General features: G+C 68.0%; 11 protein-coding genes, 1 tRNA gene and 1 pseudogene. 8 read left to right on the top strand and 5 right to left on the bottom strand.

Annotated elements, in window-relative coordinates; all coding sequences use genetic code 11:
- The first annotated feature begins 95 nt into the window (after positions 1 to 95).
- The 4 genes from VOI27_RS18140 (at position 96) to VOI27_RS18125 (ending at position 4,585) form a co-directional block, all read left to right on the top strand.
- A complete protein-coding gene (locus tag VOI27_RS18140) occupies positions 96 to 854 on the top strand; it encodes an electron transfer flavoprotein subunit beta/FixA family protein (protein ID WP_323767131.1) in 759 nt (252 codons plus the stop codon).
- Positions 854 to 1,780 carry an electron transfer flavoprotein subunit alpha/FixB family protein gene (locus tag VOI27_RS18135; RefSeq protein WP_323767129.1) on the top strand — a complete coding sequence of 309 codons (927 nt, stop codon included), beginning with the start codon at positions 854 to 856 and terminating at the stop codon, positions 1,778 to 1,780. Before VOI27_RS18140 ends, VOI27_RS18135 begins: the two co-directional genes overlap by 1 nt.
- A 214-nt stretch (positions 1,781 to 1,994) precedes the next feature.
- Complete coding sequence (locus VOI27_RS18130) at positions 1,995 to 2,999, top strand: ligase-associated DNA damage response exonuclease (protein ID WP_323767127.1); 1,005 nt, start codon at positions 1,995 to 1,997, stop codon at positions 2,997 to 2,999.
- Positions 2,996 to 4,585, top strand: coding sequence for an ATP-dependent DNA ligase (locus VOI27_RS18125; RefSeq protein ID WP_323767126.1), 1,590 nt, complete (start codon positions 2,996 to 2,998; stop codon positions 4,583 to 4,585). The genes VOI27_RS18130 and VOI27_RS18125 overlap by 4 nt, the downstream gene beginning before the upstream one ends.
- Positions 4,586 to 4,848: 263 nt before the next feature.
- On the opposite strand, the gene VOI27_RS18120 is transcribed toward VOI27_RS18125, so the two are convergent.
- Together VOI27_RS18120 and VOI27_RS18115 are read right to left on the bottom strand one after the other, a co-directional pair.
- On the bottom strand, positions 4,849 to 6,513 hold the full coding sequence (locus VOI27_RS18120; RefSeq protein ID WP_323767124.1) for an FAD/NAD(P)-binding protein: 1,665 nt from the start codon (positions 6,511 to 6,513) through the stop codon (positions 4,849 to 4,851).
- A 58-nt stretch (positions 6,514 to 6,571) separates the two neighbouring features.
- The gene (locus VOI27_RS18115; protein WP_323767122.1) at positions 6,572 to 6,982 is read right to left on the bottom strand and encodes an NUDIX hydrolase; all 411 of its coding nucleotides are present in this window, start codon (positions 6,980 to 6,982) and stop codon (positions 6,572 to 6,574) included.
- A 64-nt stretch (positions 6,983 to 7,046) separates the two neighbouring features.
- Here VOI27_RS18115 and VOI27_RS18110 point away from each other — a divergent pair, with 64 nt between their 5' ends.
- A complete protein-coding gene (locus VOI27_RS18110; RefSeq protein WP_323767120.1) occupies positions 7,047 to 8,300 on the top strand; it encodes a DNA polymerase IV in 1,254 nt (417 codons plus the stop codon).
- Positions 8,301 to 8,601: 301 nt separating this feature from the next.
- Here VOI27_RS18110 and VOI27_RS18105 read toward each other — a convergent pair whose 3' ends face one another.
- Positions 8,602 to 9,462: an N-formylglutamate amidohydrolase gene (locus tag VOI27_RS18105; protein ID WP_323767118.1), complete on the bottom strand. Its 861-nt coding sequence runs from the start codon at positions 9,460 to 9,462 to the stop codon at positions 8,602 to 8,604.
- Positions 9,463 to 9,617: 155 nt separating this feature from the next.
- Between VOI27_RS18105 and VOI27_RS18100 the strand changes: the two genes are divergently transcribed.
- The 3 genes from VOI27_RS18100 to VOI27_RS18090 all read left to right on the top strand — a co-directional run bounded on the left by VOI27_RS18100 (position 9,618) and on the right by VOI27_RS18090 (position 11,274).
- A tRNA-Val gene (locus VOI27_RS18100) sits at positions 9,618 to 9,692 on the top strand.
- Between the two features lie 81 nt (positions 9,693 to 9,773).
- A complete protein-coding gene (gene ykgO, locus VOI27_RS18095; protein ID WP_008562923.1) occupies positions 9,774 to 9,899 on the top strand; it encodes a type B 50S ribosomal protein L36 in 126 nt (41 codons plus the stop codon).
- 112 nt (positions 9,900 to 10,011) lie between these two features.
- Positions 10,012 to 11,274, top strand: a complete 1,263-nt coding sequence (locus tag VOI27_RS18090; protein ID WP_323767079.1) for a glycosyltransferase — start codon at positions 10,012 to 10,014, stop codon at positions 11,272 to 11,274.
- Positions 11,275 to 11,831: 557 nt separating this feature from the next.
- Here VOI27_RS18090 and VOI27_RS18085 read toward each other — a convergent pair.
- Together VOI27_RS18085 and VOI27_RS18080 are read right to left on the bottom strand one after the other, a co-directional pair.
- On the bottom strand, positions 11,832 to 12,167 hold the full coding sequence (locus VOI27_RS18085; RefSeq protein WP_323767077.1) for a DUF2794 domain-containing protein: 336 nt from the start codon (positions 12,165 to 12,167) through the stop codon (positions 11,832 to 11,834).
- Between the two features lie 82 nt (positions 12,168 to 12,249).
- A pseudogene (locus VOI27_RS18080) lies at positions 12,250 to 13,241 on the bottom strand (DNA polymerase Y family protein); the annotation flags it as partial.

The raw sequence follows: 13,241 nt of genomic DNA, 5'->3' as shown, positions 1-13,241 counted from the left end.
CCTGTTGCCGCCGGAAACCAGCCTTTATCAACAACCGCAGACAGAATTTCTGACTCGTCCCGCATGGGGCGAAAACCAAGAGGAGAGTTGCGCAGATGAAGGTCCTCGTACCCGTCAAACGCGTGATCGACTACAACGTGAAGGTCCGCGTCAAAGCGGATGGCAGCGGTGTCGATCTGGCCAACGTCAAGATGTCGATGAACCCGTTCGACGAGATCGCCGTCGAAGAGGCGATCCGCCTCAAGGAAGCCGGCAAGGTCGAAGAGATCATCGCCGTCTCGGTCGGCGTGAAGCAAGCGCAGGAAACCCTGCGCACCGCGCTGGCCATGGGCGCCGATCGCGCGATCCTCGTGGTGGCCGCCGATGACGTGCACACCGATATCGAGCCGCTGACCGTCGCCAAGATCCTCAAGGGCATCGTCGAGCAGGAGCAGCCTGGTCTGGTGATCTGCGGCAAGCAGGCGATCGACAACGACATGAACGCCACCGGCCAGATGACCGCCGCACTGCTGGGCTGGTCGCAGGCGACCTTCGCCTCCGAGGTCGACATCGACGGCGACACAGCGAAAGTCACCCGCGAGGTCGACGGCGGGTTGCAGACCATCTCGGTCAAGATGCCTGCCGTGGTCACCGTGGACCTGCGCCTCAACGAGCCGCGCTATGCCTCGCTACCCAACATCATGAAGGCCAAGAAGAAGCCGCTCGAGGAAAAGACGCCCGAGGATTACGGCGTCGACGTCACGCCGCGTCTCGAGGTGATCAAGACCGCAGAGCCGCCGGCCCGCGCCGCCGGCGAAATGGTGGGCTCGGTCGACGAGCTGATCGAGAAACTCAAAGCTGCGGGGGCTGTGTAATGGCTGTACTCCTTCTTGCCGAAGTCAATGATGGCGAACTGAGCCTCGACGCCACCGCCAAGACCGTCGCCGCCACCGCCTCGCTGGGTGACGTGACCGTGCTCTGTGCCGGCGGCCATGCCGCGGCCGCAGGTGAAGAGGCCGCCAAGATCGACGGCGTTTCCAAGGTTCTGGTCGCCGAGGATGCCTCGCTCGGCCACCGTCTGGCGGAATCCACTGCCGCGCTGATCGTCAGCCTGGCAGGCGATTATGAACATATCGTTGCCCCGGCCACGACCGATGCGAAAAACGTCCTGCCACGGGTCGCAGCCCTGCTCGACGTGATGGTGATCTCGGATGTCTCGGGCGTCATCGATGCCCAGACCTTCGAGCGCCCGATCTACGCCGGCAACGCCCTGCAGACGGTGAAATCCTCCGACGCCAAGAAGGTGATCTCGATCCGCACCTCGACCTTCGACGCCGCCGGCGAACAGGGCGCCGCCGCCATCGAGACCATCGGCGCCGCCGAAAACCCCGGCCTGTCGGAATGGATCGAGGACAAGCTGGCCGAGAGCGACCGCCCGGAGCTGACCTCGGCGCTTGTCGTGGTCTCCGGGGGCCGTGGTGTCGGCTCGGAGGAGGACTTCAGGATCATCGAAGCCCTCGCCGACAAGCTCGGCGCCGCTGTCGGTGCCTCGCGCGCCGCGGTCGATTCCGGCTACGCCCCGAACGACTGGCAGGTCGGCCAGACCGGCAAGGTGGTCGCGCCTGACCTCTACATCGCGGTCGGCATTTCCGGCGCGATCCAGCACCTTGCGGGGATGAAGGACTCCAAGATCATCGTCGCGATCAACAAGGACGAAGAGGCGCCGATATTCCAGGTGGCCGATTACGGCCTGGTCGCCGATCTCTTCACCGCCGTGCCGGAGCTGACCGAAAAGCTCTGAGCCACGGTGGGTTGCAAACCCACCCTACAGGGGCCCGCCAGCACCGGCGGGCCTTTCACGTTCCGGCCGGTGACTGCCACCCCGCTCCCATTTCATCTTGCCGGATAAACCTCCGGGGGGCGGCCAAAGGCCGGGGGGCAGAGCCCCCAATCCCCGCCGGCACCCCAAGCAACAGCCGCCTTTCCCGCGCCCCGCGCCGCCCTATAACAGAGGGATGGCCGAGGTTCTCACCTTCACCGACAGCGGCATCTACTGCCCCGCGGGCGATTTCCACATCGACCCCTGGCGCCCGGTTCCCCGCGCGCTGATCACCCACGGCCATTCCGACCACGCCCGCCCCGAGATGGGCCACTACCTCGCCACCGAGGCCAGCGCCCCGGTGATGCGCCACCGGCTGGGCGAAGAGGCGCGGATCGAGACCATCCAATACGGCGCGAGCCGCCAGATCGGCGATGCCACGGTCTCCTTTCACCCCGCCGGCCATGTCCCGGGTTCGGCGCAGATCCGCGTCGCGGTCAAGGGCGAGGTCTGGGTCGCCTCGGGCGATTACAAGACCGTCGACGATGGCCTCTCAGAGGCCTTCGAGCCGGTGCCCTGCCATGCCTTCATCACCGAGAGCACCTTCGGCCTGCCGATCTTCAAATGGACCCCGCAGGACGAGCTCGCCCGCCAGGTCAACGCCTGGTGGGCCGCCAATGCCGCCGAGGGCCGGCCCTCGATCATCACCGCCTATGCACTGGGCAAGGCGCAGCGGCTGATGCGCCTGCTCGACACCGGCATCGGCCCGCTGCTCACCGGCACCGCGGTGGAAAACACCAACGAGGTGCTGCGCGCCCAGGGCATCGCCCTGCCGGAGACGGTGCGGATCACCGAGGCGGTCTCGGCCAAGACCCACCCCGGCGCGCTGATCATCGCCACGCCGGGCAGCACGGCGCACAACTGGATGCGGCGGTTCCCGAAGGCCGCGAGCGCCTTTGCCTCCGGCTGGATGGCGCTGCGCGGGGTGCGGCGGCGGCGCGGCACCGACCGGGGCTTCGTGGTCTCGGACCATGCCGACTGGGCCGGGCTGAACGCCGCGATCAAGGCCACCGGCGCCGAGAAGGTCTTCGTCACCCATGGCTACACCGCGTCGTTCCAGCGCTGGCTCGCCGAGCAGGGCTATGATGCGCATGTGGTCTCGACCGAATACAGCGGCGACGATGGCGAGGGGGCGGCATGAAGGATTTCGCCGCCCTCTTCGCCCGCATCGACGAAAGCACCAAGACCACCGTCAAGGTCGCGGCGCTGGCGGACTACCTGGGCCAGGCGGATCCCGAGGACCGGCTCTGGACCATCGCGCTTTTTACCGGGCGGCGTCCGAAACGCGCGGTCACCTCGACCCGGCTGCGCGAATGGGCCGCCGAGGTGTCCGGACTGCCGACCTGGCTCTTCGAGGACAGCTATCACGTGGTCGGCGACCTGGCCGAGACCATCAGCCTGGTGCTGCCAGAGCCCGGCCAGGCGCGCGACCAGAGCCTCAGCCACTGGATCGCCACGGTCAAGGAGCTGGCCACGCTCGAGGAAGCAGCGCGCAAGACCGCCGTCATTGCCGCCTGGGACAGCCTCGCCACGCAGGAACGTTTCCTCTTCAACAAGCTGCTCACCGGCGGCTTTCGCATGGGCGTCAGCGCCAAGCTGATGACCCGGGCGCTGGCGATCTCGACCGGTCAGGACGAGGCGGTCCTGACCCACAAGCTGATGGGCAACTGGACGCCCGAGACCACCAGCTGGGAGGCACTGATCGAGGCCGAGGACCCAAGCGCCGACCTGTCGCGCCCCTACCCGTTCTACCTGGCGCACCCGGTCGACGATCCCGCCGATCTGGGCGATCCGGCTGACTGGCACGCAGAGCGCAAGTGGGATGGCATCCGCGGCCAGTTCATCCGCCGCGGCGGGAGCCATCACGTCTGGTCGCGCGGCGAAGAGCTGATGACCGAGCGCTTCCCGGAGCTCGCACAGCTGGCGGATTTCCTGCCCGACGGCACGGTGCTCGACGGCGAGTTGCTGGCCTTTGCGGAGGACGCGCCTTTAGGATTCAACGCGCTGCAAAAGCGGATTGGTCTCAAGAAGGTGCCGGCCCGGGTGCTGCGCGAGGCGCCGGTGGTGTTCATGGCCTACGATCTGCTCGAGGCCGAGGGGGCGGACCTGCGTCAGGTGCCCTTCGAGGCGCGGCGCGACCGGTTGGTCGAACTGCTGGCCGAGGTGCCGGAGGAGGCGCCGGTGCGGCTGTCTCGGGAGGTGGCGTTCGACAGCTGGGCGGCGCTGGCCGAGGTCCGGTTGCAATCGCGTCAGCACCAGGTCGAGGGGCTGATGATCAAGCGCCGCGACAGCCCCTACCTCGCGGGGCGCAAGCGCGGTGACTGGTGGAAATGGAAGGTCGACCCGCTGACCATCGACGCGGTGATGATCTATGCGCAATCGGGCAGCGGGCGGCGCGCCAACCTGTTCACCGACTACACTTTCGCGGTCTGGAACGGTGAGGAGCTGACGCCCTTCACCAAGGCCTATTCCGGCCTCACCGATGCCGAGTTCCGCGAGATCACCGCCTGGGTCCGGCGCAACACGCTGCAGAAGTTCGGGCCGGTGCGACAGGTCAAGCCGGTGCATGTCTTCGAGATCGCCTTCGAGGGGATACAGGCCTCGTCGCGCCACAAGTCCGGCGTGGCCCTGCGGTTCCCGCGCATGCTGCGCTGGCGCAAGGATAAGCCGGTGTCGGAGGCCAACACCCTGGCCGATCTCAACGAGATGCTGGCGCTTTACGGGTAGCGGCGCGTTGGTGGGGGAGCCCTTGAACACCCCCGGTCGCGCATCGCAGGGCCGCGGAGCGGCGGTCCGACGGTACTGTCAGGCAGTTCATCGTGCAAATCTCGTAGAACCTCAGACCGTAATGCTTGTGGCAGCCAAATCGCCGCCCCTGGGGGCGGCGTCATGCCAAAGGCATGCCTTTGGCATGACGATGCGCGGAGGCCTGCGGCCTCTGTTAACGCGCCCGGCTCTGTCCACGCCGGCCAAACCGTCCGCGCATGCTCTCAACGCGCCAGGTCGCAAACCTCTTCGGTCTCGCCCAGCAGCACATCGATCACCCCTTCCGCCCAGCGGTCTGCCGCCGCGCCAAGGCAATCGTGCAGCGAATCCGCCGCGATCACGCTGCCAAGCGCCAACCGTCCCAAAAGGCAGAGCCCCTCCTGCGCGGCGCCCTCCGCCCCCACCAGCGCACCGTCAGAGAGGGTCTGCGCCCCAAGGCCCTCGGCCACCGGCACCATCACGCCCGCGTCCCGCAAGGACCGGATCAGCGGCGCGGTGACGATGGAAATGTCAGGGTCCGGCAGCACCGCGTCGATCATCACGTCGACCTGCGCCTCCTCGGCGCCGCAGGTCATCTCCCAGCCGGTCTCGCTCAGCGCAAAGGCCGGATCGATCGCCAGCCGCATGTCGACCAGCCCGGCATCCGCCAGCGCCAGCCATTCGCGCGCCGACCCGATCGGCGGGCCATAGGAATAGCGCTTGAGCCCCTCGTCGAACCCGACGATCAGCTCGGAGGTCTCGCCCGGCGGGCTGACGGGGTTGAAGCCGGCGCGCAGGTGGTTCTGCCAGCGCCGCCAGACCTGACCCACGGCATAGCCGATCGAGGGCACCGTGGCCCCCTCGGCCATGGCAATGCCGTGGCGCAGGGTATCGACCGGGCCGGTGGTCTCCTGGCTGCCGGGCGCGTCCCATTCGGCCTCCAGCCAGTCGGCCACCCGTGCCGCCTCTTCCTCCTCGCCAGCCTCGCGCAGGATGCGCGTCACCGGCGTGATCAGGGCCGCATTGATCAGCCGCCGCGCGGTGTAGGGCGTCGACTGGCTCGCCTCGGCCATGGCGGCATCGAAAATCCGCGTCTCGGCGACCTTGGCGGCGAAGCGCGCGTCCAGCGCGCCGGTCTCGGGCTTGGGATAGGGCGGCATGCCATCCAGCGAGAACGGCAGGATGCGCGCCGGCTCGCGTCCCGAGGGCAGGTACTGGCCGTCGAAAAACGCCCCGCCCTGCGCCACCGTCAGCGCCCGCAGCACGTCGAAGGCCGAAAGCCCCATGCCGCGGATCGCCACCGTGCGGCCCTGCCAGCCCTCTGCCGCGGCGATCAGCTGTTTTGCCGGATAGGCCTGCGCCAGCTCGCCCATGCCGCGCGCCACATGGCCCTGCCAGCGCGCCCATTGGTCATCGGCGGCCACGGGGGGCTGTCCGGTGGCAAGCAGCACCGCCGCATAGGGTCCGTGACTGCCCCGGTCGCCGACAAGCTCCCAGCCGCTGTCACCGGCCTGCAGCCGCTCGACGCGCGCCGGGATCAGGCGCAGGTCGAAGCGGGCGAAAGCGCTCAGATCCTCGAACCGCTCTTGCAGATACCGGCCGATCTCGGCCCGGGTGGGGAAACTGTCGGGGTCCGCGGGCGCGTCGAGCCGCATGTCGAAACTGCCCACATGCGAGAACGCCGGCGGCGGTATGTCGATGTCGCGCAGCGGTGTGTTGAGCAGGCAGAGCGGGGTCTCGTCGGGGTCGAAATTCGGCCCGGCCCCGGGCACCGCATCGGCCTCGAAGACATCGACCCCGAGCACCCCCGCCGTCTCTGGCCAGCGCGTAGCCAGCGCCTCGAGCGCGCCCAGCCCGCGCGGCCCCATGCCGATGACGGCGATGCACCTTGCGGCGGGGTCTGATGGCATCCGTGTCTCTCCAATCCGGCGCAGGCGCGTGCCTGCACCGCCCAACCATAGGTCCCTGTCAGCCGGTGCCAAGGTACTTCGCAACCTGGTCGCGGAAATGCGGCACCGCCTCGGGGTGATTGGCAAATTCCTCGGGCGACATCAGCATCCAGCCCTGCCCCTCGTTGCCAAAGACGATTTCGCGTGCGGCCTCGGGCGAGACATGGGCGGCAAAGAACACCATCGGCCCGATCGGCCGGTCGTAGGCGGTCTCATAGACCAGCTGCCCGGGATCGAGCCGCAGGCCCACTTCCTCGCGGGTTTCGCGCAGCACGCAATCGGCGGCGGTCTCACCGTTCTCGCGTCCGCCGCCCGGCAGATCAAGATGGTTCGGCCAGGGAATGTCGGGCTTGTCGTCGCGCCGGATCACCAGCAGCTTGCCGCCGATGAACAGGGCCAGCTTGGTTCCTGCAAACTGCGAATTCTCCATTGATGCCTCTCGCTCTGACGGGCTCCCTGCCGTATATATAGGGCGCTTTCTGCTCAGGTCCCTCATGACATCCCTTTGCCGCGACTGCCTTCACGATTTTGACAGCGGCACCGCCTGCCCGGCCTGCCGCTCGCGGCGCGTGGTGGCGCATGAGGAACTCATGGACCTCACCATCGCCCATATGGATTGCGATGCGTTCTACGCCAGCGTCGAGAAACGCGACGATCCCACGCTCGCACACAAGCCGGTGATCATCGGCGGCGGCCGGCGCGGCGTGGTCTCGACCGCCTGCTACGTGGCGCGGATCCGCGGCGTGCGTTCGGCGATGCCGATGTTCAAGGCGCTCAAGCTCTGCCCCGACGCGGTGGTGATCAAGCCGCGGATCAGCGCCTATGTCGAGGTCTCTCGCGCGATCCGGGCGATGATGGACGAGCTCACCCCGGTGGTCGAGCCGCTGTCGCTCGACGAGGCGTTTCTCGACCTCAGCGGCACCGCGCGGCTGCACGGCCATCCGCCGGCGGTGATGCTGGCGCGACTGGTGCGGCGGATGCGGCTCGAGCTGGGCGTGACCGGCTCGATCGGGCTGTCGCACAACAAGTTCCTCGCCAAGATCGCCAGCGACCTCGACAAGCCGCACGGGTTCTCGGTGATCGGACGGGCCGAGACCGAGGCGTTCCTTGCCGGCAAGCCGGTGCGGATGATCTGGGGCGTCGGCCAGGCCGCTCAGGCCTCGCTCGAGCGCGCCGGCATCCGCACCTTCGATGACCTGCGGCGCTGGGACGAGCGTGACCTGCAGGCGCGCTTCGGCTCGATGGGGACGCGGCTCTGGCATCTGGCGCGGGGGCAGGATCGCCGTCGGGTCTCGGCCAATGCGCCGGTCAAGTCGATCTCGAACGAGACCACCTTCGGCGAGAACACCTCCGATCCCGATCTGCTTGACGGTCACCTCTGGCGGCTGGCCGAAAAGGTCGCCGACCGCGCCAAGGCCAAGGACAAGGCGGGGCTGGTGGTGACGCTGAAGCTGAAGCAGGCGAATTTCCACACCCTGTCGCGCCGGCAGTCATTGCGCGATGCCACTCAGATGGCCGACACGATCTATCGCTGTGCCCGCGGGATGTTCGATGCGGTGGGCGACAAGGGGCCTTACCGGCTGATCGGCTGCGGCCTGTCGCATCTGGTGCCGGCGGCCGAGGCGGACCGGTCGGCCGATCTGCTCGACCCCAACGCCGCGCGCCGCGCCGGGGCGGAGCGCGCGACGGATGCGATACGGGCGCGATTCGGGCCGGAAGCGATCCTCAAGGGGCGCGCCTTGCGGTGAGCCGGGCCAGCGGCTGCCCGCGGGGTGTCGCTGCAACAAGTGTGTGGTTCACTTTATGCCGGCAAAACCCGTAGACCCTCTGACCTACGCGCCCTCAGCCGCCAGCGCGGCAGCCCGTCACGCCAGAGGCGTGCCACCCAAATCGGCGCACCTTTGGTGCGACGGGGCGGGCAGCCGCTGGCCTGTCGCACGTTGCATGCAAAGTGCTGTCGGCGGGCGTTTGGCAAACGCCGAGAGACCGGCGGCCCTGTTCCCGGCCGTGAACCGTCGCAGCCGGGTCCCGACGCCTCTACCGCGCCCTCTACTCCGCCGCCATCGGCAGCTCCTGCCCGCCGATCATCGCAATTTCGGCGACCACACCGCGCAGCACATTCCGAAACGCCTGGAAATTCGCATTCGGCCGGATCGCGTGCTCGTTCATGTAGATCGAGCGGTCGATCTCGATCTGCACCGCGTGCTGTCCGCGCGAGGGCCGGCCGTAGTGCTGAGTGATATAGGCGCCGGCAAATGGCGCGTTGCGCACCACGCAGAGCCCGGCGTTGAGAAAGGCGGTCTCGATCCGGTCGACCACCGCCTCGCTGGCCGAAGCGCCGAACCGGTCGCCGATCACCACCTCGGGCCGGCGCGCACCCGACCGCGCGATCGGATCAAGCGCCTCATGCGGCATCGAGTGGCAATCCACCAGAATCGCTTCGCCAAACAGCTCATGCGCCTCGGTCAGCAGCTGCTGCAACTGGCCATGATAGGGCCGCCAGTACTTTTCGATTCGGGTTTCCGCCTCGGTGAGCGACAGCTTGCCGCGGTAAATCGCCCGGCCGCCAGCCACGACGCGGGGAATCACCCCGAGGCCGGAGGTCACCCGTGGATTGTGTCCGGGCTTGCGCGCGCCCTCGATCAACGCCGGATCAAGCTCGTCGGCCGAGCGGTTGAGATCGATGAAGGCGCGCGGCGCGCCGGCCTTGAGAAAGGCCGCGCCGAACTGCGGTGCGCACTCGAAAAGCCTGTCTACATAGGCATCTTCGGAGGTTCGGATCACATGTTCGTCGAGCACGGTCCGGCGCAGGAACGACCAGGGGTAATCCCGCCCGGAGTGCGGCGACGCGAAAACGACCGGCGTGGCAGGGCGCTCTGGCCGGGTCAGGTGAAAGGCGAATTTCGGCACGCAGCTCTCCATCGGATGCAGGAATAATCATAGTCCGATTTTTTTCCGCATCAAAAGCCCTTGATCCCCCCTCGGTTCCTATTTATAGACCCCGCCACTGGCGCGGGGTTCCGCGCCCCATTGATTTGGGGCTCCTGGCCGGTTCGGAGTTTTCCGGGCGATTAGCTCAGCGGTAGAGCACTTCGTTGACATCGAAGGGGTCACTGGTTCGATCCCAGTATCGCCCACCATATCACCGCTCATCCCCTTGGGGGCCGGGCAGAACTGCAACCCAGGCGCACGCCTCGCGCCGCGTAGAAGGAGAGACGGACATGAAAGTCAAGAATTCGCTCCGCTCGCTCAAGAATCGCCACCGCGATTGCCGCGTTGTGCGCCGCAAAGGCCGCGTCTATGTGATCAACAAGACGCAGCGGCGGTTCAAGGCCCGTCAGGGCTGAGCGCTGACAGCGACTGATCGAGAGGACCGCGCGGGGCGACCCGCGCGGTCCTTTTCTTTTGCGCCCCTGCCCGCCATACTCCGGCGAAAGACAAGAGCAGCGTGCGTTTCCCGTGACCAAGTATCTCCTGATTCATCAGAATTTTCCCGGCCAGTACAAGCATCTCGCCCCAGCGCTCGCCGCGCGCGGCGACCAGGTGGTGGCGCTCACCCCAAAGGTCGACAAGGTCAGCAAGTGGCAGGGGGTGACCATCGTGCCCTACAAGTACCAGGGCAAGCCGGCGCAGGGGCTGCATCCCTGGCTCGGTGATTTCGAGACCAAGTTCATCCGCGGCCAGTCCTGCTATCGCGCCGCCCGGGCACTCAAGGCCCGCGGCTTCGAGCCGGATGTGATCCTCGCCCATCACGGCTGGGGCGAGAGCCTGTTTCTCAAGGATGTCTGGCCCGAGGCGCGGCTGGGGCTCTATTGCGAGCTCTATCACACCGCCGACTACCCTTTCGTGGGCTTCGACCCCGAGTTCACCGGCAATGCGCCAGAGGCCGACACCCTGCGGCTGCGGATGAAGAACCTCAACAACCGGCTGCATTTCGAGGTGGGCGACGCCGGCATCAGCCCCACCGCCTTTCAGGCCGATACCTTTCCCGCCCCGATGCGCGAGCGGATCTCGGTGGTGCATGACGGCATCGACACCGACCATGTTACCGCTGACGGGGCCGCCCGGCTGGCCCTGCCAGGCGGCGGCGAGGTGACCCGCGCCGACGAGGTGATCACCTTCATCAACCGCAATCTCGAGCCCTATCGCGGCTATCACATTTTCATGCGCGCCCTGCCCGAGTTGCTGAAGCGACGGCCAAAGGCGCAGGTGGTGCTGATCGGTGGCGACCAGGTGAGCTATGGCGCCAAGGCGCCGGACGGCCAGACCTGGAAGCAGGTGTTCATCGACGAAGTCCGCAGCCAGATCCCCGATGCCGACTGGGCGCGGGTGCATTTCCTCGGCCGGGTGCCCTATGGCACCTTCCTGTCGTTCATGCGGGTGAGCCGGGCGCATGTCTACCTGACCTATCCCTTCGTGCTGAGCTGGTCGCTGCTCGAGGCGATGAGCGCCGGCGCGCCGATCGTGGCCAGCGACACCGAGCCGGTGCGCGAGGTGCTGAGCAATGGCGAGACCGGGCTGCTGGTGGATTTCTTCGACCGCGCGGCGCTGGTAGCTCAGGTCTGCACCCTGCTCGACGATGCCGAGCTGCAAGCACATCTGCGGCACAAGGCGCGGGAGAAGGTGGTGGCGGAATATGACCTGCGCACGGTCTGCCTGCCGCAACAGCTGGCGTGGGTCGACGGGCTGATGGCGCTGGACCCGCGGCCACCGGTGGTGTGAGCCGGGCTCGCGGGAGCCGCGGCAGCGGTTGGCCTCAGATCGCTGCGCCGCTTCCTTGGTCCGGGTGTGACAAGATCGAACGGTTGCGGGAGCCGGGCCAGCGGCGGCCCGCGGGATGCCGCTCTGACGGTTCTGAATGGCAGTTTATTCCGGCAAAGTCCGTAAATCCTCAAATGGCACCGCCCGCAGCAGCCAAAGCGGGAGCCCGTCCGGGCGGGCAGCCGCTGGCCCCGGCGGGCTGTGCCCTTGTTCCGGGCCGGGATTGCCTCGCGGAGGCATCAAGCGCGCGGCGGCGGTAAAGGACTACGTCTTGACGATTTTCCTTGATCCTTGGAGCGAACGGGAGCCGGGCCGGCGGCTGCCCGCGGGATGCCGCTCTGACGGTGCTGAATGGCAGTTTATCCCAGCAAAGCCCGTAGAACCTCAAATGGCACCGCCCGCAGCAGCCAAAGCGGCAGCCCGTCCGGGCGGGCAGCCGCTGGCCCGGCGGGCTGTGCCCTTGTTCCGGGCTGCGCAGCGCCTGACCGTAGGGTGGGTTTCCAACCCACCGCCCCGCCTCACTCCACCGCGCGGATCAGCTTGCGTTCCAGCACCCGCAACACAGCGCGCAGCTCGTGCCCGCGCTTGAGCACCTGCCCGTCCATGCCGATCACCGCATACATCCCCTGCCGGTTGCGCAACCTCGGCCGCTTCTCGATCCGGTAGAGAGGGTGCTCCGCCGTCCGGCGAAACACCGAGAACACCGCCACGTCGCGCAGGTGGGAAATGCCGTAGTCGCGCCATTCGCCGGCAGCCACCATGCGGCCGTAGAGCGACAGGATCACGCCAAGCTCGGTGCGGTGAAAGGCCACCACCTCCGAACCAGCACCGGGCATCGGGGAAAAACTGTTCATCCCTGATAAGATGCGCGCTTTGCGGCGCAAATCAAGCGGCCTCGCTCCGGCGCGCGCGATCTGTGACCCGGGCGCCCGCGGATCAGGCAAAACTCCCCTGGCAGAACCACCCCGAGGACATCGCCCCGCCATGGGCATAGAACAGCCAGAGCCGGTCGCCCTCGGCGCAGGTCACCTGCCAGTAGTCGCGCTGGCCAGAGCGCCAGTCGGGATCGTCGAGCCACCATTCCGGCGCGATCCGTTCGGGGCCCTGCGCCGCCGCCAGCCGCAGGTCGCGGCCGCGCCAGCGAAACCGCGCCGGCGGGCGCGGTACATCCGGCGCCTGCACCGGTTCCGGCCGCCAGAGCAGCAGCGGCCGGGGCCGCGCCGGCGACCCCCAGGCGGCGGCCGGCTCGGACCAGGCGGCGGCCAGCACCAGCTCGGTCTTTTCCGGGATATGGCTGTCGCCGGGGTGACGGCGGGTGATCGCCTCCATGCCGACCCGGGCGCCGATTCGCCCGATCAGATCGTCGAGCGCGGTATTCGCCGCCAGCCGCGCGTTCACCGCCGCGCCGGCGCCGATATGGCCCACCGGGGTGCGCTCGGCCAAGGGCTCGACCTGCACCGCCTCGAGCCGCAGCATGTCGATGCCGAAGCCGGCGTCGAGATCGCTCAGCTTCATCGCCAGCAAGGGCCGCAGCCGCTCGGGATCGTCCGAGGCGCGGGCCAGCCGCACCTCGAGCGTCTGCATGGTGTGATCGCTGCGAAACGCCTGCAGCCGCAGCGTCCGCGCCCCCTGCCCCTTGGCCCGCAACAGCTCCGAGAGCCGCGGCAACAGCCGGTCGAGCCCGGCCGCCACGTCCGCTTCCAGACCGATCGGATCCGGCAGGGTCATGCGCACGGCAAACCGGTGCGGCGGCGCGGCCGGCGACAAAGGTTCCGGCACCGCGCCGAACGCCTGATCGAGCCGCAGCACCAGCCCCTTGCCAAAGCGCCGCGCCAGCGCCGCCCGCGGCTGGCCCGCCAGATCACCGAACCGCCGCAGCCCCAGCCGCGCCAGCTGCGCCGCGGTCTCGGCCTCCAGCCGCAGCGCCG

The sequence above is a fragment of the Marinovum sp. genome (genome assembly GCF_034669705.1).
Taxonomy (GTDB): domain Bacteria; phylum Pseudomonadota; class Alphaproteobacteria; order Rhodobacterales; family Rhodobacteraceae; genus Marinovum.
This window is presented reverse-complemented; position numbering and strand designations above follow the sequence as displayed.

Coding starts and splice junctions, on each gene's coding strand:
- VOI27_RS18130 (WP_323767127.1), top strand. CDS start 1,995: ATGGCCGAGGTTCTCACCTTCACCGACAGCGGCATCTACTGCCCCGCG.
- VOI27_RS18140 (WP_323767131.1), top strand. CDS start 96: ATGAAGGTCCTCGTACCCGTCAAACGCGTGATCGACTACAACGTGAAG.
- VOI27_RS18110 (WP_323767120.1), top strand. CDS start 7,047: ATGACATCCCTTTGCCGCGACTGCCTTCACGATTTTGACAGCGGCACC.
- VOI27_RS18085 (WP_323767077.1), bottom strand. CDS start 12,167: ATGAACAGTTTTTCCCCGATGCCCGGTGCTGGTTCGGAGGTGGTGGCC.
- VOI27_RS18125 (WP_323767126.1), top strand. CDS start 2,996: ATGAAGGATTTCGCCGCCCTCTTCGCCCGCATCGACGAAAGCACCAAG.
- VOI27_RS18115 (WP_323767122.1), bottom strand. CDS start 6,982: ATGGAGAATTCGCAGTTTGCAGGAACCAAGCTGGCCCTGTTCATCGGC.
- ykgO (WP_008562923.1), top strand. CDS start 9,774: ATGAAAGTCAAGAATTCGCTCCGCTCGCTCAAGAATCGCCACCGCGAT.
- VOI27_RS18120 (WP_323767124.1), bottom strand. CDS start 6,513: ATGCCATCAGACCCCGCCGCAAGGTGCATCGCCGTCATCGGCATGGGG.
- VOI27_RS18135 (WP_323767129.1), top strand. CDS start 854: ATGGCTGTACTCCTTCTTGCCGAAGTCAATGATGGCGAACTGAGCCTC.